This window comes from Tessaracoccus sp. O5.2 (assembly GCF_964266725.1).
GTDB classification, from domain to species: domain Bacteria; phylum Actinomycetota; class Actinomycetes; order Propionibacteriales; family Propionibacteriaceae; genus Arachnia; species Arachnia lapidicapta.
Genome location: NZ_CAXWGV010000002.1, coordinates 86,424 through 106,689 on the forward strand (window position 1 = coordinate 86,424; position 20,266 = coordinate 106,689).

Here is a 20,266-nt window from a genome sequence, read left to right on the forward strand (position 1 = left end):
GACGATGGCGTCGGGATGGGCGTAGATGGCGGCCATCCCGACGAGATCGCCCGCGTTAGTCCGGCGGGCCGCTTCGGGACATCTAGGCTGGCGCCATGCGACGCCCCCTCGCCCTGCTGCTGGCCCTGCCCCTGGCCATGGCGGCCTGTTCCCCTGCCACGCCGCCCGCGGTCGACACCACGCCCACGGTCGGCGTCCAGCTGTTCCAGTGGCCGTGGCGGTCGGTGGCGAAGGAGTGCACCGACGTCCTCGGTCCCCACGGCGTCGGCTTCGTCCTGCTCTCCCCCGCCCAGGAACACATCGAGGGCGACCAGTGGTGGACCTCGTACCAGCCCGTCAGCTACCAGCTCGAGTCGAAGCTCGGCACCCGCGAGGAGTTCGCCCAGATGGTGGAGGCGTGCGGTGACGCGGGCGTCGACGTCATCGCGGACGCGGTCATCAACCACATGGCCGGCGTCGACGGCGGGGTCGGTGTCGCGGGCACGGAGTTCGAGCACTACGCGTATCCGGGGCTGTACGAGCGCGACGACTTCCACACGTGCTCGCTCACCGTGTCGGGTGACATCGAGAACTACCTGGATCAGCAGCAGGTGCAGGAGTGCGAGCTGGTCAACCTCGCGGACCTCGACACCGGCAGCGACACCGTCCGCGACACCATCGCGGCCTACCTCGACGACCTCACCTCCCTGGGCGTCGACGGGTTCCGCATCGACGCCGCCAAGCACATGTCCGCCGGGGACGTCGAGGCGATCGTCGGCCGGCTGCAGGGCGACCCCCGGATCATCTCGGAGGTCATCCGCGGCTCGGGTGAGCCCATCCAGCCGGAGGACTACCTCGACGCGGGCGCGGTCTTCGCGTTCCAGGTCGCCAAGGACCTGGCCGGGATCGTGCCCGGCGGCTCGGTGCATCGTGCGGTGGAGCTGCGCGACGGCGAGGTACCGTCCGACGACGCGTACACCTTCGTCACCAACCACGACACCGAGCGCAACGGGCAGACGCTGAGCTCGAAGGACCCGGACGAGTTCCGGGTCGCGACGGCGTTGTTGATCGGGATCGACTACGGCACGCCGGTTCTGTACTCCGGCTACGCCTTCTCGGACCGGGACGCCGGGCCGCCCTCCAGCGAGGGCCGTGTCGAGGACGTGGAGTGCGCCGAGCCGTCGGAGGATCCCGCGGACGGGGCATGGCTGTGCCAGCACCGCGACGTGCTGGGGCTGGCGGAGTGGGCGGCCGTCGTCGGCGATGTCCCCGTCGCGAACATGTGGCGCGAGGGCTACGCCGTGGGGTGGGACCGCGGAGAGCTGGGCCTCATCGCCGTCAACGACAGTTCGCGGCCCGCGACGGTCCGCGTGAGCACGGGGCTACCCGATGGCGAGTACTGCGATGCCGCCGGACCCGTGGCGCCACCGACGACTCGGGACAGGTGCGCCGAGGGGGGCGTCGTCGTCGAAGACGGAGCTGCGGAACTCGAGCTGCCGGCGATGGGGGCCGTCGCTCTCCACGTGAATCTCCGGGCCGGCTGACGCCTCAGGACACGGGCGGCGTGCTGGCGCGCAGGTGGACCTCCATGCGCAGGGGAGTCGGCGTCCACTCGGAGTCGATCGCCGCCCGGACCGTGCCGTCGGCAACCTGCTCAAGGACGCGCCGGCCAGCGCCCTGGCGCAGGCCGTCCGCGACGTCCACGCCGGAGGCCGCGCCGTCGATCCCCAGCTCGCCGCCGACGCGTGGGATGAGCCGGACCCGCTGACCGACCGGGAGCGCCAGGTCCTGCGCATGGCCGGAGACGGGTTGGCCAACGGCGAGATGGCCGGGCACTTGCACCTGTCCGAGGGCACCGTGCGCAACTACCTGTCCGAAGCGATGGGCAAGCTCGGAGCCTCCAACCGAGTGGCGGCGGCCCGCCAGGCACGCAACCGGGGATGGCTGTGATGCCCCCGGCACGGTCTTCAGATGTCTACCGGGTGGCCGAGGGACCGCCACCGCACGGCCGCCGCCGCACCCACGCCGATCAGCGCGAAGAACACCAGCAGCCCTATGCCCGCCCAGTCGGTATCCACGCCGGCCAGCGCGTCGATGCCAGGCCAGCGGACTCCGAGATCGCTCGCCAGGCCCGCGAACGTGATCAATGAGATTGCGACGGCGGCGGCGATCGACACCGCCGTGATCACCACGTTGTAGCGTGCGCGTTTCCGGTGCTGGGCTGACGAGTACATCTTCAGCATCAGGAAACCGTTGAGGGAGTCACCCAGCGTCATCGCCGCGGCGAACAGAAGCGGAAGGGACAGCAGGACCAGCAGGGCCGTGCCCGCTGGGAGGCCGACTGCCAGCACGAGCACGGCCACCGACGACGCGGTGTCGAACCCCAACCCGAAGAGGAGCCCGAATCCGTACACGTGCCATGGTTGACGGACCCTCGCCAGCGGCGCCAGCAGCACCCGCGACACTCCCCCATGCACGCCCGGGCCGGCGGGACCCGCCCGCCCAAGATCAGCCCACGCGCGCGCGAGGACCGGGAGATTGGTCACGGCGATGGCAGCAAGGTACGTGGCCGCGACACCCGCACCGACAACTCCCAGCAAGTGCCGCGTCACTGAGTCCTCGTCGATCGTCGACCCGATCCACCCAGTCCCTGCGATGACCAACGCAGCAGCGACGAGCACCACCGTCGAGTGTCCAGCTGAGAACGCCAATCCCACCGCGGCCGACCGCCTCCCCTCGGCGACGAACTTACGCGTGGAGTTGTCGATCATGGCGATGTGATCTGCATCGACGGCGTGGCGCAGACCCAGTGCATAGGCGACGACGGCGGAGGCCACCAGCCCGGCCCCTCCCGAGGCCACCCCCAGTGCCAGGAGCGCCAGCCCCACCGCATGGAGCGACGCGACGACACCCACCGTCGCCCTGCTGCCGGTCACCCCCTGCAGGCTCATCCCACGGCCCCCTCCGCGTACGCCGGTGCGGCATCGGTGTGGACCTGTTCTCCCACTGGCATCTCACTCCCCCTCGTGTCCGCCTGCCGGATGCCGTCGACGGTCAGGGACGGCCGCGTGCGCCCGCGGACATCACGAGTATGCATCGTGCGCGCCAGTTGCCCGCCGCACGCCAGCTCCATCACCAGTTCGTCCGGTGCTGGGACAAGGGTCTGGGTGCCGAACGCGAGCCTTGTGCTGATCGAACGCGCCCCGCCCCGGATGAACCTCTGGTCCTCCCCCGCACCCTGGTAGACGACGTCCTCGACCAGCAGCGGAGCCTCAGCCGTCTGCACGAGGGTGTGGCTGTGCACCCGGCCACCACGTTCGCCGTGGCGCCCCAGGACCACAGTCTCATCCAGCCGGAGCCCGGCCCCGTCGGCCAGCGTGGCGCGCAGGATCCGCATGGCCTCCGCACCGTCGCTGACGATGAAGGGCTCTGCCGCCCACACCAGTGACGCCCCGGGTCCGACGTTGAGCTCAGCCATCCACGATGCCCCTTGGCCGCGACCGTCGTAGGCCACCGTTGCCGCGATGTCCTTCAGCGTCAGCGACAGGCCGTCACGCACCTCCACCACCAGACGCACGTCGTCCCCACCGAGCAGGGTCGCCACCGTCGCCAGCAGCGACACCTCGAGATGATCCGAGCCGGCGGCGGTGATCCGGGCGCTGACCGGCCCCGTCCGGACCAGCAGCCGCGGGCGCCCGCTGCCGTCTCGGGCGGCCGTGATCCTGGTGACCTCAGTGGTGATGATGCGCCTCGCCCTCGTCGTGCGTGTGCGGGGGGAGGCCGCCGTGGGAGTGCGGGGCCATGGGGCCCGGATCGACGGCGACGTGATGACCGCTGCGGACGTGCTCCAGGGTCTCTCGCACCCAGCCGCACAGCAGGTCCACGCTCGCCTCGTCGGTCCGGCTCAGGGGGAGCACGGGGCGTCCGTCGCGGGCCTCGCGACCCTGCTCCACCATCAGTTCCGCATCCACCCCGACGTAGGGAGCCAGGTCGGTTTTGTTCACGATCAGCAGGTCGGCCCGCGAGATGCCGGGCCCGCCCTTGCGGACGACGTCTCCACCTCCCGCCACGTCGAGGACGAAGAGCTGGGCGTCGACGAGGGCGGGCGAGAACGTGGCAGTGAGGTTGTCGCCGCCCGACTCGACCAGGGTGATGTCCACCGGGTCGAAGGCAGCCTCCATCTCCTCGACGGCGACCAGGTTCATGGTGACGTCATCACGGATCGCGGTGTGGGGGCACGCCCCTGTCTCGACGGCCCGGATGCGTTCGGGCGCCAGCACTCCGGCGCCGCGGAGCATGCGGGCGTCCTCGTCGGTGTAGATGTCGTTGGTGATGACGGCCAGCGAGAACTCGTCGCTCATCCTGCTGCACAGCAGCCCGATGAGGGACGTCTTGCCCGTTCCGACCGGGCCGGCGACGCCGAGCCGCAGCGAACGCTGGGGATGTGTGTGGTCAGGCACTGAACAACCTCCGTGGGGTAGTGGCGTGGGCATGGATCCAGGCCTCGGTCTCGGGCGCGGATGGGCTCGGGATGTCTCTCGGGTGCGAGACCGCTGCGGCCTCTGCCGCGATGGTCTCCGCGAGGGGATGGGCGGCGATGGCCCATTCCACTGACTTGGCGGGGTCAAGCGGGAGCAGCTTCAGGGCGGCTGAGGTGATGGTCTGAATCTCGTCGTGCAGCAGCACCCGCACAGCCTGGAGCGGGTCGCAGGCCAGGATGTCGGCGAGCAGGGCCATCGCCAGGGGTCGGGTCGCGGGCACACCGGCGGCCGCGGACCGCCGGGGATCCAGCCGCTTCGCCAACCGAAGGTACCCGTGGGACGCATGCTCCGCCGCCCGCCGCTGGACATGGCTCGGGGTGCGGGCCGACCAGTGGGCGTGCACCAGGTCCAGTCCGTAGTCGGCCCCGCGGAGGGCGCGCATGCCCAGCGCGAGGGTCGCGGCGTCCACGCGGGACACTGTCATGAGCCGGACCCGCAGGTACCCGGGCACGTCGCGGGCCTGGAGGCCCGCGAGGATCGCCGGCTCGAGGCCGGCTGACTGGGTGTGTCCCCCCACCGGCAGCCGGGCGTCACCCAGGAGGAGCGCGCCGAACGCGCCGTCCGATGCCGGGCCCATCAGAACAGCGAGTAGAGCTGCGCCAGCGGCAGCCGGTCCGCCGGCGCGGGCACCACCGTCTCGCCGTCGATCGTGATGGCGAAGGTCTCCGGATCGATGTCGATGGCCGGCGTTGCCGAGTTGTTGATCATGTCCGCCTTGCCCACCCCCCGCGTGGGCCTGACGGGTGCGAGCTCGTGCCGCAGGCCGAGCCTCCCAGCCAGTCCGGCGTCGAGAGCCGCCGGGGCAGCGAACGTGAGCGAGTAGTTGGGTGCGGCGTCGGCGACGAGTGCGGGGCGCATCAGGACCGGTTGCGGGGTGGGGATGCTGGCGTTCGGGTCGCCCAGTGCTGCCCAGACGATCATCCCTGACTTGAGCACCACCGAGGGTCGGACCCCGAAGAACTTGGGTTCCCACAGGACCAGATCTGCCAGTTTGCCTGCCTCGACGGAGCCGATCTCGTGGTCGATGCCGTGGGCGATGGCCGGGTTGATCGTGTACTTCGCGACGTAGCGGCGGGCCCGCTCGTTATCGGCGGGCAGGCTCTCCGACAGCCGGCCTCGCCGCGCCTTCATGACGTGCGCGACCTGCCAGGTGCGGGTGATGACCTCGCCGATGCGACCCATGGCCTGGGCGTCGGAGGACGTCATGGAGAGGGCACCCATGTCGTGGAGGATGTCCTCGGCGGCGATCGTCGTGGCGCGGATCCGCGACTCGGCGAATGCCAGGTCCTCGGGGACGGCCGGGTTGAGGTGGTGGCAGACCATCAGCATGTCGAGGTGCTCTGCCACCGTGTTGACCGTGTGCGGGAGCGTGGGATTGGTGGAGCCGGGCAGCACGTTGGGCAGCGACGCGATCGACAGGATGTCTGGTGCGTGTCCACCCCCGGCCCCCTCAGTGTGGAACGCGTGGATGCTGCGGCCGCCGATGGCGCCGATGGTGGAGTCCACGTAGCCCGCCTCGTTGAGGCTGTCGCTGTGGAGGGCCACCTGGAGGCCGAACTCGTCGGCCGCGCGGAGCGCCGCGTCTATGGCGCCGGGGGTTGCGCCCCAGTCCTCGTGGATCTTGAGGGCGGCGGCCCCACCCCGCGCCTGCTCCGCCAGCCCCTCGGCGCTGACCGTGTTGCCCTTGCCGAACAGCAGCAGGTTGATGGGCAGATGATCGAGTCCGCGCAGCACGGTTTCGAGATGCCAGGCGCCGGGGGTGACGGTCGTCGCCTTGGACCCCTCCGAAGGCCCGGTGCCGCCCCCTCCGAGCGTCGTCAGGCCCGCGGCCAGGGCCTCGTGCACCTGGCTGGTCGACAGGAAATGAACGTGCATGTCGATGCCGCCCGCGGTCAGGATCTTCCCCTCGCCGGAGATGACATCAGTGCTGGGGCCGATCTCCATGCCGGGGGTCACGCCGTCGGCGATGTCCGGATTGCCGGAGTGCCCGATGGCGACGATGCGGCCATCGCGGAGTCCGACGTCGGCGCGCACGATCCCCCAGTGGTCAAGGACAACGGCGTTGGTGATCACCGTGTCCAGTGCACCGTCGGCTCGCGTCGTGGTGCCCTGTGCCATGGATTCGCGGATGGACTTCCCGCCCCCGAAGACGGCTTCCTCGCCGCCGACGGTGAGGTCGCGTTCCACCTCGATCCACAGGTCGGTGTCGCCTAGGCGCACCTGGTCCCCGCGGGTGGGACCGAAGAGGGCCGCGTATCGGCTGCGCGTGATCGAGCTCATGACTGTCCTCCATCAAGGTTGGCGGCTTCGGAGCCCTTGCGCTGGATGCCGGGGACCCGACGCCGGCCGCGGAACGCCACGGCGTCGACGTCTCGCGCCACGCCGGGCTCGAATCGCACCGAAGTGCCCGACGGAATGTCCAGCCGGAATCCGTGGGCGGCCTCCCTGTCGAAGTCGAGGGCGCCGTTGGTGTCGGGGAGGTGGATGTGGGAGCCGATCTGCACGGGGCGGTCACCCGTGTTGGTGATCGTGAGGCTCAGGCGCTCATCCTCGCGCCGATCGCCGTTGAGCACGACAACGCCCTCCCCGACACGCACGGCGCCCGGCTCGTCGTCGCCGTGGCCTAACGGGTGGTGGAGGGTGACGAGTTTCCGGCCGTCGGGGAAGGTGGCCTCCACCTGCACGTCGTGCAACATGGCCGGCACCTCTGGCATGACCTGCTCGGCGGTGAGGACCTGGGCGCCCTCCTCCATGAGCTGGGCCACGGAGGCTCCGTCGCGCGCCCGTTCGATCACCCAGCAGCTGAGGTAGGCGACGGTCTCGGGGTGGTTGAGCCGGACGCCACGCGCCAGGCGGTCGCGCGCGACCATCCCTGCCACAGCCATGAGAAGCTTCTCCGTATCGGAGCCGATGAGGTGCATGTCTGGGTCTCCCGTTCAGATGGCCATGGCGGAACGCACGGCGGCGCTTGAGTGAGAGTCGCTGTCACCGCGCTCGCGGATCCGGCCGGAGGCCAGCACGACGTAGCTGTCACTCGCTTCCAGCGCGAACCCTACGTGCTGTTCCACGAGGAGAACAGCGAGTCCATCGGCCGCCAGCGCCGAAATGGTGCGTTCGATCAGCTGGACCACGGATGGCTGGATTCCCTCGGTGGGCTCGTCGAGCATGAGCAGCGACGGCTCCAGGAGGAGCGCGCGAGCCAGGGCCAGCTGCTGGCGCTGGCCGCCGGACAACAGCCCAGCCCGGCGTCCCATCAGCTCACCGAGTGCGGGGAACAGGTCGACGACCTCGCTCAGCTTGGCGTGGCCGCGGGGATTGTGGTCGGCCACCAACTGCAGATTCTCGCGCGTGGTGAGGTCGCCGAACGACTGCTGGCCCTGCGGGACGTATCCCAGACCCAGCTTGGCCCGTCGGTGGGCGCTCATCCGAGTCACATCCTGGCCGTTGAAGCGGACCCTGCCTGCGGTGGGTTTCAGCAGGCCGCTCGCCGTGCGCAGCAACGTGCTCTTGCCTGCCCCGTTGTTGCCGAGGACGGCCACGATGCCCCTGTCGGGAACGCGCAGCGACACATCGAAAATCACGCTGGTCCGGCCGTAGCCGGAGGTGACACCGTCGATCTCCAGCATCAGCGGCCTCCTTCAGTGGTGGGGGTGCCCAGGTAGACCTCCTGGACGAGCGGGTTGGCCTGGATGTCTGCGACGCTTCCCTCGGCGATGAGCTCGCCGCGGGCAAGGACGCTGACCGAGTCCGCCACCTGCCGCATGAACTCCATGTCGTGCTCGACCACAACGACGGTGTGCCGAGGAGCGAGCGCACGGAGCAGGATCGCTGTCTGCTCCCGCTCGGCCTGGCTCATCCCGGCGACGGGCTCGTCGAGGAGGAGCAGGTGGGCCTTCTGGACCAGCAGCATCCCGATCTCCAGCCACTGCTTCTGGCCGTGGGCCAGCGTGCCTGCGGGCTTCTCCCGGAGCTCCGTCAGGCCGATGATCTCGAGCGCCTCGGCCACGTCGTCGGGTACGTGTGGGCCCCGGGCCCGGAGCAGCGTGCGCGGGCCACGACCGGCGCCGCTGGCGATGTCGAGGTTGGCCAGGACACTGAGCTCCTCAATCACGCTGGCTGTCTGGAAGGTGCGACCGACGCCCATCCTGGCAACACGGTGGACGCTGCGACCGATGAGCTCGTTCCCGGCGAACCGGGCCGAGCCGCTGGCCTTGACCAGTCCGGTAAGCGCGTCGATGATCGTGGTCTTGCCTGCACCGTTGGGCCCGATGAGGAATCGAAGGTCCCCGCTGGTCACCGTGAGGTCCACCGAGTTCACGGCGACGAACCCGTCGAACGACACGGTCAGGTGCCGGACCTCGAGATACTCCTGGCGGGGGTCCGTGCCCGCGTTGACGAGCGTGGCCGAGCCCGGGTCGATGGTGCGGCTCATGCCGGTGCCTCCTGAGGTGTGGTGAGGGCGAGGGGGTGCGGTTCCCGGGAACGCATCCGGCGTCGCACCACAGCCCAGATTCCCGCGAGACCGGCTGGCAGCGCCGCGATCACGACGATGAACAGGGCCGCCTGGAAGTAGGTCCAGGCCCCCGGGAAGGTCTCCGAAAGGCTGGTCCGGGCCCAGGAGACCGCGATGGAACCGAGCACCGGGCCCAACAACGTTGCTCTCCCGCCGATGGCCACACCGACGAGGAAACCGATCGAGGCCACGACCCCGACGTCGGCGGGCGAGATCATGCCGGCCACCGGCACGAACAGCGCCCCCCCTATGGACGCGAAGACTGCGGCGATGACGAAGGCCACGATCTTGATGACCGCAGGGTTGTACCCCAGGAACCTGACCCGGTTCTCCTCATCTCTCACCGCCACCAGGAGCTCGCCGAAGCGGCTGCGCATGAGCTGGCGGACGATCAGCACCATGGCGACGAGCGTCCCGGCGACCACGTAGTAGAGGGTGGTCTGGTTGATCGGGTCGGACAGGGCGAAGCCGAAGAAAGAGCTGAACCCCGTCAGCCCGTTGGTGCCGCCGGTGGTCTGCTGCTGGCCCACCAGGAGGATCGCGAAGGCGGCGACGAGGGTCTGGCTGAGGATGGCGAAGTACGCGCCCCGGACGCGGCGCAGGAACACACCGATGCCGAGCACGAGCGCGAAGGCTGCCGGAATCAGGACCACCAGGAGGAGGGTGAGGGAGCCCGAGCGCATGGGTTCCCACCACCCCGGCACCACGCCTGTGCCGTAAAGCATCATGAAGTCGGGAACCCCGCCCGGGCCGGCATCGGCGAGCTTCATGTGCATGGCCATGATGTAGCCGCCCAGCCCGAAGAAGAGGCCCTGCCCGAGGGTCAGCATGCCGCCCTGCCCCCATGCCAGCCCGATCCCCACGGCGACCATGGCCAGGCAGAGAAACTTGGCCAGCAACGACAGCCGGAAGCTGCTGAGCAGAAGCGGGGCTGCCGCCAGGGCGGCGACGAGCACGAGTGCGATGAGGGGGGACTTGAGTCGATCGATCATGCGAGGCTCCGGGTGCGGACGGTGAACAGGCCCTGCGGGCGGATCTGAAGGAAGCCGACGACCACCACGAGCAGCAGCACCTTGGCGAAACTCGCGTCTGTCATCAGCTGGAAGAACGACTGCAGGATGCCGAGCGTGAAGGCGGCCAGGACTGCACCCTTGATCTTGCCGATGCCACCGGCGACCACCACCAGGAACGCATCGACGATGTAGTTCTGGCCCACGGTGGGACCGACGGAGCCCAGGAGGGTGAGCGCCACTCCGGCCAGCCCGGCCAGCCCGGAACCGATGAAGAACGTCGCGCGGTCGATGCCGCCCGAGTCGATGCCGCTGGTCTCCGCGAGCGCACGGTTGCCCACCACTGCACGGATCCGGCGTCCGAGCGGCGTTCTGGCCAACAGGTAGGCCACGATCCCGACGGCGACGACGCAGATCAACAGAATCATCAGCCTGCTCTTCGGCATGACAAGTGATCCCAGCACCACGGGGCCGGACAGCCAGGCCGGGGCGGGGACGTCGACGTTCGGGGCGCCGAAGATGTCGCGGGCCAGCTGCTGCAGCAGCAGCGCCACCCCGAACGTGACCAGGAGGGTGTCCAGAGGTCTGTCCCGCATGCGGCTGATGATCGTGGCGTGGAGCAGGACTCCGAGGAGGCCCGCGACAACGAACGCCACCGGCAGTGAAACCAGGAACGAGGTTCCGGCGTGGCCGATGATGCCTGACATGACGAACGCCGTGTAGGCGCCCACCATGACGAACTCACCGTGGGCCATGTTGATGACGCCCAACTGGCCGAAGGTCAGGGCCAGCCCGAGGGCGGTGAGCAGAAGCACCGACCCCAGGCTGAACCCTGCGAACAACTGTTCGGCGAAGATCTGCATGTCAGGAGGTCTCCGACAGACCCTCGGCCCAGTCATAGGTGGTGAGGAACGGGTCGGGCTCGATGGGGCCCTCGGAGGTCCACACCGAGTAGATGAGGCCGTCCTCGGAGATCTCCCCGATCATCGCGGTCTTGGCGATGTGGTGGTTCTCCCCGTTGAGGGTGACGGAGCCCCCGGGTGCGGCGAAGGTGACCCCGTCGGCGGCTTCCTGAACGTCGGCCACGGCGAAGGACTCCGCCTTCTCGACGGTGGCCTTCCACAGGTACAGGGAGGTGTAGGCGGCCTCCATCGGGTCGGAGGTCACGCGGTCGTCGCCGAACTTGGCCTTGAAGTTGGTCACGAACGTGGCGTTCTCCTCGGTGTCCACGGTCTGGTAGTAGTTCCACGCCGTGAGCTGACCTGCGATGTTGGCGGCGCCGATGCCTTGGACCTCCTCCTCAGCGATGGAGACCGACAGGACGGGCATCGCGTCGGCAGACAGGCCGGCGCTGGTGTACTCCTTGAAGAAGGCCACGTTGGAGTCGCCGTTCAGCGTGTTGAACACGGCGTCGGCGCCGGAGTTGCGGACCTTGCCGACGATGGTGGCGAAGTCCGTGCTGCCGAGGGGGGTGTACTCCTCGCCGACGATCTCCATGTCGTGGGCCTCGGCGTAGGCGTTGATGATGCGGTTCGCCGTGCGGGGGAACACGTAGTCGGAGCCCACCAGGAACACCTTGGTGTGTCCCTGTTCGCGCAGGTAGTCCAGGCCGGGGATGATCTGCTGGTTGGTGGTGGCGCCGGTGTAGAAGATGTTGGGACTGGCCTCGAGGCCCTCGTACTGGACCGGGTAGTAGAGCAGGGAGTCCTGGTCCTCGAAGACGGGGAGCATGGCCTTGCGGCTGGCGGAAGTCCATCCGCCGAAGACTGCAGCCACGCAGTCCGAGGAGATGAGCTTGCGGGCCTTCTCGGCGAAGGTCGTGGGCTCGGAGGCGCCGTCCTCGGTGATGACCTCGAGCTGCTTGCCGAGGACGCCACCAGCAGCGTTGATCTCCTCCGCGGCCATGTTGAGCGAGTCGTTGACAGTCTTCTCGGAGATGGCCATGGTCCCGGAGAGAGAGTTGAGGAAGCCCACCTTGATGGAGTCGGCGGAGGTGTCGACGCAGGACTCAGCCGAGGCGGCGGAGTCGTCGGTGCCCGAGGCGCGCGCACCACAGCCGGCGAGCGCCAGAGCGGAGACGAGGGAGAGAGCGACTATCGACGTACGCGCCTGGGGGGTGCCGAACACAGACATGGTTGTCCTTTCAGGTGCCTGAACAGAAAAGGGACGGCCGGCCGGGGGAAGTCCCCCGGGACTGACGCCGTCCCTTCATCCAGAAGCTATGAGTGTCAGGTGTCCGGGCAGTCTCGGTCCTGTTCCAAGGGTGTTACCGCTTGTTAAGATCTGTTACGACCTTCCGCGGGTCTGCCCTCCACCCAGCTGAGCCGTCGAAGTTCTCGGGCGGGGGTGTCTCTGGCGGACCCGGACGGCGCCCGAGGGAGATGCGGCATGATCGGGCCCCCGCGATCCCGCGGAGTCGTTCGCGTAGGACCTGTCCGGGTCACCCGTGGCGCGCATGGTGGCCCGTGACAGACTTCGAGAATGCTGAGTACTTCATCTGCCTGTGGCGCTACCTGGAGAATTGTCCATCACTCGTGCCGGCAACCCTCTTCGCTGTGATTCACATTGCCACCACCGCAACGAACTACCTCTGATGGAGCCGGACCGGCTCGTGTCTTGGAGCACGGCGAGACGAATTGGGCATGCCGGGTGGCGCTGGTCAGGAAGCGTGAGCGCACCCCCTCGTCGCTGCCAGCCCGCTTCTGATTGGGCACATACCGGGCCGCTTGTGGACGACGCCCGAACTGGTCGGTTTCGACGGGGCGGGTACCAGTCAACGTCGCAACACGGACGGTCGGGGCCCGTCCCAGTCGCCTGCCGATCTCGCGGACGCTGAGACCCTGCACCCGCAGGTCGGCGATCTCGATCCGCTCGTCCTGGGGCAGGAAGCGGCTGCTGATCTGACGCACTGCGAGTCGTTCCACGGCGGGCACGAATCCCACCACCTCACCGCCTCGGTAGGTCTTGTAGCCCCGGGCCCAGTTGTTCCCCGCGGTCCGAGAGACACCCACTTCCTTGGCAGCGGCCCAGATGGGTGAACTGGTTTGAGCCGGACACGGCTCTCGGCGGGGGACGTTGAGCCTGATCCCGGGGTCGCTGCACTCCCGGCCACATTCGAACGTTCAAGCCCCAGCGAAGGCGGGTTCAGGCTCAACCCAGTCCAACGAGAGCCGTGTCCGGCTCAAACCAGTTCGCCGACAGCCGTGTCCGGCTCAACGGGATCCCGGCTCCGAGCTCAACGCAGGTCCGAGCACGAAGCAGCCCCGCGACGCCCACCTAGACTTCCGGGGTGACCCGTCCCCAGCCCGCCCCGCTCGTCCTGCGCGGACTTCGCTTCGACACCTCCCGCCCCGCCGTGATGGGGATCATCAACCGCACCCCGGACTCGTTCTACGCCTCCGCCCGCTACCTCGACGACGCCGCCGCCCTCCGCCGCGCCGAGCAGATGGTCGACGAGGGCGTCGACCTCATCGACGTCGGCGGCGTGCGCGCCGGGCAGGAGGGCGAGTGGGTCGACGAAGCCACCGAGATCGCCCGCGTCCGCCCGTTCGTGATGGCCCTCCGCGAGCGCTACCCCAGGCTCCCGATCAGCCTCGACACCTGGCGCGCCGAGGTGGCGCTCGCCTGCGAGGGCGCCGTCGACCTGGTCAACGACACCTGGCAGGGCGCGGACCCGGACCTCGTCCACGTCGCGGCCCGCCTCGACGCCGGCTACGTCGTCTCGCACACCGGGGGCCTCCCGCCACGCACCGATCCCGTCGGGGTCGGCTACGGGCCGGGCGACGCCGTCGTCGAGGACGTCCTTCGCGTGCTGGCCGACGGCGCCCGTCGCGCGGTGGACGCCGGGGTCAGGCCCGACGGCGTCCTGGTCGACCCGACGCTGGACTTCGGCAAGACCACGCCCAACTCGCTCGCGCTGGTCGCCGCGACCGACCGCGTCGTCGCGCTGGGCTTTCCGGTGCTGCAGGCGATCAGCAGGAAGGACTTCGTCGGGGAGACCCTCGACCTGCCCACGGACGACCGGCTCGAAGGAAGCCTGGCAGCTACGGCGGTGGCGGCGTGGCTAGGTGCGACGGTGTTCCGGGCCCATGACGTGCGCGCCACGCGGCGCGTCCTCGACATGGTGGCCTCGATCCGCGGTGACCGGCCTCCGGCACGCGCCGATCGCGGTCGCTGATAGTACCACCGCGCTTCGGTCCGACCTTTCACCGCCCCGCACTCCGCGGCCCCCGTCGCTGGTTTAGTGTGGAGCCGTGGGTGCACACCCCTTGAGACAAGACGGAGAGCGATGAGCGATCAAGCCACCAGTGCGGCCGACATCAGCCTGGCCGCAGACTTCGACACTCCTTCCCGGGGCGACTGGGAGAAGGAGGTCCTGAAGGTCCTGAACCGAAAGCGCCCCGAGGGCAAGGAGCTCAGTGTCGAGGCCGCGTACAAGCGCCTGACGAGCGCCACCGTCGACGGGCTCGAGATCAAGCCGCTGTACACCAAGGACGACGGGGTCGAGGAGCTCGGCTACCCGGGCGTCGCGCCGTTCGTGCGCGGCACCACGGTCCGCGACGGCGACATGGACGCCTGGCACATCGCGCAGCTGCACGAGGACCCGGACGTCGCGGAGACCCGCCGCGCCGTCATCACGGACCTGGAGCGCGGCGGCACGGCGGTCTACCTGCGCGTGGATCCCGACGCGATCGCCGTCGGCGACGTCGCCGCGGTGCTCAGCGACGTCCTGCTGGACCTGGCACCGGTGTATGTCACCTCGAAGACGCAGCAGCTCGACGCCGCCATGGCGCTGGCCGACGTGTTCGCGGCCTCCGGCAAGGACGCGGCGACTCTGACCGGCAACCTGGGCGTCGATCCGATCGGCGCGGCCGCCCTGGCCGGCACCGACGCGGACCTCGGCGTCCTGGCGAAGGCTGTCGAGCTCGCCAAGCCCTACCCCGGCGTGCGGCCCATCGTGGTCGACGCCACCATCTACCACAACGCCGGCGCGGGCGACGTGCACGAGCTGGCCTACGCGGTCGCGGTGGGCGTCGAGTACGTCCGCGCGCTCACCGAGTCCGGCCTGAGCGTCGACGAGGCGTTCGACGCGATCATGTTCCGCGTCTCCGCCACCACGGATCAGTTCGCCACCATCGCCCGCCTGCGTGCGCTGCGCGGCCTGTGGTCGCGGGTCGGCGAGGTGCTCGGCGTGGCCGAGGCCAAGCGCGGCGCCATCCAGCACGCGGTCACCTCCGAGCGGCAGATCTCGCGCGACGACGCCTACGTCAACATGCTGCGCGGCACGATCTCCTGCTTCGCCGCCTCAGCGGGCGGCGCCGAGGTGCAGACCGTGCTTCCGTTCGACGCCGCCGCGGGCCTCCCCACGGACTTCTCGCGCCGCACGGCCCGCAACACGCAGGTGGTGCTGGCCGAGGAGTCCAACGTCGGCCGGGTCAACGATCCCGCCGGCGGTTCGTGGTTCGTCGAGTCGCTCACCCGGCAGCTCTCCGACAAGGCGTGGGCCGTGTTCCAGGGCCTCGACGGCGAAGGCTTCGCCGCGGCGCTGGCCGACGGCACCGTCAAGGCTCAACTGGATGAGGTCAACGCCGCCCGCGCGGCGCAGCTGGCCACCCGCAAGATCCAGCTGACGGGCGTGTCGATGTTCCCGAACCACGAGGAGGCCGCGCTGGAACGCAAGGCCCGCCCCGCGGCTCCCGAGCTCGGCGGGCTGAAGCCGGTCCGCGACGCGCAGGTCTTCGAGGACCTCCGCGACCGCTCCGCCGCGGCCCGCGAGGCCGGCAGCGCCCCGACGGTGCTGCTCGCCTGCCTCGGCGCCCGCCGCGACTTCGGCGGCCGCGAGGGCTTCACGTCGAACCTGTTCCACGTGGGCGGGATCGACACGCTCGTCGCCGAGGGCGAGGCGCCCGAGGACTTCGCGCGCCAGCTCACCGAGTCCGGCGCGAAGGTCGCGGTGCTGTGCTCCAGCGCCAAGGTCTACGCCAGCCAAGGCGTCGCGGTGGCCGAGGCCCTGCGCGCCGCGGGCGCCGAGACGGTGCTGATCGCCGGCCAGATCAAGGAGCTGGGCGAGGGCGCTGAGGGCGCCGTCGACGGCAACGTGTTCGACGGCATGAACGTGGTCGAGCTGCTCGACGCCACCCTGACCAAGTTGGGAGCCTGAGATTATGACCGTCCCCCGCTTCACGGACATCGAGCTGACGGAGGCCGTCGCGGCCGACGCCGCGGCCAAGTTCGAAGCCATCATGGACACCACCGGCCACACCGCCGGCTGGCAGACCCCCGAGCGGATCCTCGTGCCGCCGCTGTACGGCGACTCGGACCTGCAGGGCCTGGACTTCCTGGAAACCATGCCCGGCATCCCGCCGTTCCTGCGCGGCCCCTACGCGACGATGTACGTCAACCAGCCGTGGACCATCCGCCAGTACGCGGGCTTCTCCACCGCCGAGGAGTCCAACGCCTTCTACCGCCGCAACCTGGCAGCTGGCCAGAAGGGCCTGTCGATCGCTTTCGATCTGGCCACCCACCGCGGCTACGACTCGGACCACCCCCGCGTGGCAGGTGACGTCGGCATGGCGGGCGTCGCCGTCGACTCGATCCTCGACATGCGCCAGCTGTTCGACAAGATCCCGCTGGACCAGATGTCGGTGTCCATGACGATGAACGGCGCGGTGCTGCCCGTGCTGGCGCTGTACGTCGTCGCGGCCGAGGAGCAGGGCGTCAAGCCCGAGCAGCTGGCCGGAACCATTCAGAACGACATTCTGAAGGAGTTCATGGTCCGCAACACCTACATCTACCCGCCGTCGCCGTCGATGAAGATCATCGCCGACATCTTCGCCTACACCTCGGCGAACATGCCCCGGTTCAACTCGATCTCCATCTCCGGCTACCACATGCAGGAGGCCGGAGCGACGGCCGATATCGAGATGGCCTACACCCTGGCCGACGGCGTGGAGTACATCCGCGCCGGCGAGTCCGTGGGCCTCAACGTGGACGCGTTCGCGCCCCGCCTGTCCTTCTTCTGGGCGATCGGCATGAACTTCTACATGGAGGTCGCCAAGATGCGCGCCGCGCGTCTGCTGTGGGCGCGCCTCGTGCGGCAGTTCGGGGCGAAGAACCCGAAGTCGATGTCGCTGCGCACGCACTCGCAGACCTCCGGCTGGTCGCTGACCGCGCAGGACGTGTACAACAACGTCGTGCGCACCTGCGTCGAGGCCATGGGCGCCACGCAGGGCCACACGCAGTCGCTGCACACCAACGCGCTCGACGAGGCCATCGCACTGCCGACCGACTTCTCGGCCCGCATCGCCCGTAACACCCAGCTGTTCCTGCAGCAGGAGTCGGGTACCACCCGCACGGTTGACCCGTGGGCCGGCTCTGCGTACGTCGAGAAGCTCACCGAGCAGCTGGCGCGCAAGGCGTGGGAGCGGATCCAGGAGGTCGAGCAGGCCGGCGGCATGGCCAAGGCCATCGAGCAGGGCATCCCGAAGATGCGTATCGAGGAGGCCGCGGCCCGCACGCAGGCCCGCATCGACTCCGGCCGTCAGCCCGTGATCGGCGTCAACAAGTACCGGCTGGACAACGAGGACGCCCTCGAGGTCCTGAAGGTCGACAACCGCGCGGTGCGCGAGGCGCAGATCGCCAAGCTGGAGCGGCTGCGCGCCGAGCGCGACGAGACCGTCACGCAGGAGATGCTGGAGCGCGTCACCTGGGCGGCCGCCAACCCCGACCCGACCGATCCGGACCGCAACCTGCTCAAGGTGTCGATCGACGCGGCCCGCGCCAAGGCGTCGCTCGGCGAGATCTCGGACGCGTTGGAGAAGGTCTACGGCCGCTACACCGCGCAGATCCGTACCATCTCTGGTGTGTACAACACCGAAGCCGGCTCGAACGACGACATCGAGGAAGCCCGCAGGCTCGTCGAGGAGTTCGAGAAGAAGGAGGGCCGTCGCCCCCGCATTCTCGTCGCCAAGATGGGCCAGGACGGCCACGACCGCGGACAGAAGGTCATCGCGACCGCCTACGCCGATCTCGGCATGGACGTCGACGTCGGCCCGCTGTTCCAGACGCCGGAGGAGGTGGCCCGCCAGGCCGTCGAGTCCGACGTCCACGTGGTGGGCGTGTCCTCGCTGGCCGCCGGTCACCTCACGCTGGTGCCCGCGCTGCGGAAGGAGCTGGACAAGCTGGGCCGCGAGGATCTGATGATCGTCGTGGGCGGCGTGATCCCGAGCCAGGACTTCGACGAGCTCCGCGAGCACGGCGCCGACGCGATCTACCCGCCCGGCACCATCATCCCGGCGGCTGCGATCGACCTGCTCACCAAGCTGAACGAGCGCCTGGCCGACTGACCCGGACATGACTGTGGCCCGTCCCCCTCGGGGGGCGGGCCACAGTCATGTGATCGACGTTCATCTTCTCCAGGGCTTCTTATGTGCATGTGCACAGATGAAGCCCCAGGGGAAGATTTCGGAATCAGCCGCCCGACTTGCGCCGGAACTGCCGCTTCCCACCCACCTTGCCGTGCGCGTGCGCCTGCCCGCGGCCGACGTCGACGCCCTGCGACGCGGACAGGTGCTCGGCCTGCTTCTTGCGCTCGAGGGCCTGACGCATGGCCTCCTTGGGATCCAACTTCTCTGCGGGTTGTTCTGACTCTGACATGGCCCCCAGCGTACGCGGGCAGCGGTGGGACCGTGGCCCAACCGTCTCCCTCGCTCCCACGAGCACCTGCTCGATGTATGATTCGCTGCCTGCTCGATGCATGGTTCGAGTCGTGCTGGATGTATGATTCAAGTGCTGCTGGATGTATGATCCGGCCATGGACTACCAGCGCAGAATCCTGGATGACCAACTCGACGAGCTCTTTCCCCACATCCCCGCCATCGCCATCGACGGCGTTAAGGCCGTGGGGAAGTCCACCACCGCCGAGCAACGGGTGCGGAGCGTCATCAACCTTGACGACACGGCCCAGCGCGAGGCGGTCCTGGCCGACCCCGAATCGATTCTGCTCAGGGAGACCCCTCTCTTCGTCGACGAGTGGCAGAAGGTGCCCGCTGTGTGGGACACGATCCGCCGCGCTGTGGACCGCGACCCGAGCGGAGGCCGATTCCTTCTGGCAGGCAGCGCCTCCCCCGCCCCCGGGGCCACTGCACACTCCGGTGCTGGACGGATCGGGAGGTTGAGGATGAGGCCGATGACCCTGAGCGAACGCGGCCATCACACAGCCGTCAGCCTCGCCGAGCTGCTCCACGGCGGTGCGCGGGTAGCGGGTTCCTCTGACCTGCGGTTGGTGGACTACGCGCGTGAGATCGTCAACACCGGGTTCCCCGCAATGAGGGGCCTTCCTGACGGTCCGCGAAAGTTCCAGCTCGACTCCTACCTGCACAACGTCGTGGACCGCGATGTGCCCGAGGCAGGGCTGGCCGTGCGTAGGCCGGACGCGCTGCTACGTTGGCTCCGCGCCTACTCCGCGGCGAGCGCGACCACGGCCAACTACGCCCAGATCCTCGACGCCGCGACTCCTTCAGAGTCGGAGAAGCCCGCCCGATCCACATCGGTGGCCTACCGCGAGGTCCTGACTCAACTCTGGCTGCTCGACCCCATCCCCGCATGGCAGCCGATGGGCAGCGCCCTAAACCGGCTTCAGCAGGCCCCGAAACATCACTTGGCAGACCCAGGGCTGGCCGCGCGGTTGCTCGGGCTCACCGTCGACTCCTTGGTGGACGGACAGGGGAGCATCGTCGGCGCCCATTCCGGGACCATGCTCGGACACCTCTTCGAGTCACTGGCCGCACTGTGCGTCCGGGTGGCCGCCAGTGCTGTGGGAGCCTCGGTCGGTCACCTACGCACAAGAAACGGCGACCACGAGATCGACATGGTCGTGGTGCGCGATGACGGACACGTCCTCCCGATCGAGGTGAAGCTCTCATCCACCGTCGGCGACTCCGACACGCGCCACCTCCGCTGGCTCGCCGAGCGTCTGGGCGACAAGGTGATCGACAAGATCATCCTCAACACCGGTCCGGAGGCATACCGACGGCGCGACGGCGTCGCAGTGATCCCGTTGTCCCTGCTTGGTCCGTGGCCCGCTCCGTCGGCTCCCTCCCAGTGAGATTCCGGGCAGATGGGGCTCATACGGTGCCATGTCCCCGGATTCTCACTCTCTTCGATCCCGGAAGGACCGTGGGCCCGCGGCGGGGGCCTCCCGGCCGCCCAGTAGTCTCAGTCTC

Annotated in this window: 19 protein-coding genes and 1 pseudogene; 6 read left to right on the forward strand and 14 right to left on the reverse strand. The window is 69.1% G+C overall.

The features are described 5' to 3' along the window. The first annotated feature begins 95 nt into the window (after window positions 1–95). Window positions 96–1,523: an alpha-amylase family protein gene (locus tag ACFQPD_RS01790; RefSeq protein ID WP_385897792.1), complete on the forward strand. Its 1,428-nt coding sequence runs from the start codon at window positions 96–98 to the stop codon at window positions 1,521–1,523. A 34-nt stretch (window positions 1,524–1,557) separates the two neighbouring features. Continuing rightward, window positions 1,558–1,929: a LuxR C-terminal-related transcriptional regulator gene (locus ACFQPD_RS01795; RefSeq protein WP_385897794.1), complete on the forward strand. Its 372-nt coding sequence runs from the start codon at window positions 1,558–1,560 to the stop codon at window positions 1,927–1,929. Between the two features lie 17 nt (window positions 1,930–1,946). On the opposite strand, the gene ACFQPD_RS01800 is transcribed toward ACFQPD_RS01795, so the two are convergent. From ACFQPD_RS01800 to ACFQPD_RS01860, 13 genes and pseudogenes are all read right to left on the reverse strand, one after another. Continuing rightward, window positions 1,947–2,930, reverse strand: coding sequence for a hypothetical protein (locus tag ACFQPD_RS01800; RefSeq protein WP_385897796.1), 984 nt, complete (start codon window positions 2,928–2,930; stop codon window positions 1,947–1,949). Beyond that, entirely contained in the window at window positions 2,927–3,601 is a 675-nt protein-coding gene (locus ACFQPD_RS01805; RefSeq protein ID WP_385897799.1) for an urease accessory protein UreD, read from the reverse strand. Before ACFQPD_RS01805 ends, ACFQPD_RS01800 begins: the two co-directional genes overlap by 4 nt. A gap of 109 nt (window positions 3,602–3,710) precedes the next feature. Continuing rightward, window positions 3,711–4,439: an urease accessory protein UreG gene (gene ureG / locus ACFQPD_RS01810; protein WP_385897802.1), complete on the reverse strand. Its 729-nt coding sequence runs from the start codon at window positions 4,437–4,439 to the stop codon at window positions 3,711–3,713. Beyond that, entirely contained in the window at window positions 4,432–5,097 is a 666-nt protein-coding gene (locus ACFQPD_RS01815) for an urease accessory protein UreF (RefSeq protein WP_385897805.1), read from the reverse strand. Before ACFQPD_RS01815 ends, ureG begins: the two co-directional genes overlap by 8 nt. Then, a complete protein-coding gene (locus ACFQPD_RS01820; RefSeq protein WP_385897807.1) occupies window positions 5,097–6,800 on the reverse strand; it encodes an urease subunit alpha in 1,704 nt (567 codons plus the stop codon). The genes ACFQPD_RS01815 and ACFQPD_RS01820 overlap by 1 nt, the downstream gene beginning before the upstream one ends. Continuing rightward, entirely contained in the window at window positions 6,797–7,117 is a 321-nt protein-coding gene (gene ureB, locus ACFQPD_RS01825) for an urease subunit beta (RefSeq protein WP_385897864.1), read from the reverse strand. Before ureB ends, ACFQPD_RS01820 begins: the two co-directional genes overlap by 4 nt. Before the next feature lie 27 nt (window positions 7,118–7,144). Further along, window positions 7,145–7,441: pseudogene (locus ACFQPD_RS01830) on the reverse strand (urease subunit gamma); the annotation flags it as partial. Between the two features lie 15 nt (window positions 7,442–7,456). Further along, window positions 7,457–8,146: an ATP-binding cassette domain-containing protein gene (locus ACFQPD_RS01835; protein ID WP_385897810.1), complete on the reverse strand. Its 690-nt coding sequence runs from the start codon at window positions 8,144–8,146 to the stop codon at window positions 7,457–7,459. Beyond that, on the reverse strand, window positions 8,146–8,952 hold the full coding sequence (gene urtD / locus ACFQPD_RS01840) for an urea ABC transporter ATP-binding protein UrtD (RefSeq protein ID WP_385897812.1): 807 nt from the start codon (window positions 8,950–8,952) through the stop codon (window positions 8,146–8,148). The genes ACFQPD_RS01835 and urtD overlap by 1 nt, the downstream gene beginning before the upstream one ends. Next, window positions 8,949–10,025 (reverse strand): urea ABC transporter permease subunit UrtC, encoded by a 1,077-nt coding sequence (urtC, locus tag ACFQPD_RS01845; protein WP_385897815.1) that lies wholly within the window; start codon window positions 10,023–10,025, stop codon window positions 8,949–8,951. Before urtC ends, urtD begins: the two co-directional genes overlap by 4 nt. After that, window positions 10,022–10,906, reverse strand: coding sequence for an urea ABC transporter permease subunit UrtB (urtB, locus tag ACFQPD_RS01850; RefSeq protein WP_385897817.1), 885 nt, complete (start codon window positions 10,904–10,906; stop codon window positions 10,022–10,024). Before urtB ends, urtC begins: the two co-directional genes overlap by 4 nt. A 1-nt stretch (window position 10,907) precedes the next feature. After that, a complete protein-coding gene (gene urtA, locus ACFQPD_RS01855) occupies window positions 10,908–12,176 on the reverse strand; it encodes an urea ABC transporter substrate-binding protein (RefSeq protein ID WP_385897820.1) in 1,269 nt (422 codons plus the stop codon). Between the two features lie 395 nt (window positions 12,177–12,571). Continuing rightward, entirely contained in the window at window positions 12,572–12,988 is a 417-nt protein-coding gene (locus ACFQPD_RS01860) for a helix-turn-helix domain-containing protein (RefSeq protein ID WP_385897822.1), read from the reverse strand. A 344-nt stretch (window positions 12,989–13,332) separates the two neighbouring features. Between ACFQPD_RS01860 and folP the strand changes: the two genes are divergently transcribed. The 3 genes from folP to scpA all read left to right on the forward strand — a co-directional run bounded on the left by folP (window position 13,333) and on the right by scpA (window position 18,388). Then, window positions 13,333–14,220, forward strand: coding sequence for a dihydropteroate synthase (gene folP, locus ACFQPD_RS01865; protein WP_385897825.1), 888 nt, complete (start codon window positions 13,333–13,335; stop codon window positions 14,218–14,220). 111 nt (window positions 14,221–14,331) lie between these two features. Continuing rightward, window positions 14,332–16,203: a methylmalonyl-CoA mutase small subunit gene (mutA, locus tag ACFQPD_RS01870; RefSeq protein WP_385897827.1), complete on the forward strand. Its 1,872-nt coding sequence runs from the start codon at window positions 14,332–14,334 to the stop codon at window positions 16,201–16,203. Window position 16,204: 1 nt separating this feature from the next. Further along, window positions 16,205–18,388, forward strand: a complete 2,184-nt coding sequence (gene scpA, locus ACFQPD_RS01875; protein ID WP_385897866.1) for a methylmalonyl-CoA mutase — start codon at window positions 16,205–16,207, stop codon at window positions 18,386–18,388. Window positions 18,389–18,512: 124 nt separating this feature from the next. Here scpA and ACFQPD_RS01880 read toward each other — a convergent pair whose 3' ends face one another. After that, a complete protein-coding gene (locus ACFQPD_RS01880; RefSeq protein ID WP_385897830.1) occupies window positions 18,513–18,698 on the reverse strand; it encodes a DUF5302 domain-containing protein in 186 nt (61 codons plus the stop codon). A gap of 157 nt (window positions 18,699–18,855) precedes the next feature. Here ACFQPD_RS01880 and ACFQPD_RS01885 point away from each other — a divergent pair, with 157 nt between their 5' ends. Beyond that, window positions 18,856–20,148, forward strand: coding sequence for an ATP-binding protein (locus ACFQPD_RS01885; RefSeq protein ID WP_385897833.1), 1,293 nt, complete (start codon window positions 18,856–18,858; stop codon window positions 20,146–20,148). The last annotated feature ends 118 nt before the right edge of the window (window positions 20,149–20,266 follow it).

Coding starts and splice junctions, on each gene's coding strand:
- urtA (WP_385897820.1), bottom strand. CDS start 12,176: ATGTCTGTGTTCGGCACCCCCCAGGCGCGTACGTCGATAGTCGCTCTC.
- ACFQPD_RS01815 (WP_385897805.1), bottom strand. CDS start 5,097: ATGGGCCCGGCATCGGACGGCGCGTTCGGCGCGCTCCTCCTGGGTGAC.
- mutA (WP_385897827.1), top strand. CDS start 14,332: ATGAGCGATCAAGCCACCAGTGCGGCCGACATCAGCCTGGCCGCAGAC.
- ACFQPD_RS01835 (WP_385897810.1), bottom strand. CDS start 8,146: ATGCTGGAGATCGACGGTGTCACCTCCGGCTACGGCCGGACCAGCGTG.
- ACFQPD_RS01790 (WP_385897792.1), top strand. CDS start 96: ATGCGACGCCCCCTCGCCCTGCTGCTGGCCCTGCCCCTGGCCATGGCG.
- urtD (WP_385897812.1), bottom strand. CDS start 8,952: ATGAGCCGCACCATCGACCCGGGCTCGGCCACGCTCGTCAACGCGGGC.
- urtC (WP_385897815.1), bottom strand. CDS start 10,025: ATGATCGATCGACTCAAGTCCCCCCTCATCGCACTCGTGCTCGTCGCC.
- ACFQPD_RS01820 (WP_385897807.1), bottom strand. CDS start 6,800: ATGAGCTCGATCACGCGCAGCCGATACGCGGCCCTCTTCGGTCCCACC.
- ACFQPD_RS01885 (WP_385897833.1), top strand. CDS start 18,856: ATGGACTACCAGCGCAGAATCCTGGATGACCAACTCGACGAGCTCTTT.
- urtB (WP_385897817.1), bottom strand. CDS start 10,906: ATGCAGATCTTCGCCGAACAGTTGTTCGCAGGGTTCAGCCTGGGGTCG.
- ACFQPD_RS01880 (WP_385897830.1), bottom strand. CDS start 18,698: ATGTCAGAGTCAGAACAACCCGCAGAGAAGTTGGATCCCAAGGAGGCC.
- ACFQPD_RS01800 (WP_385897796.1), bottom strand. CDS start 2,930: ATGAGCCTGCAGGGGGTGACCGGCAGCAGGGCGACGGTGGGTGTCGTC.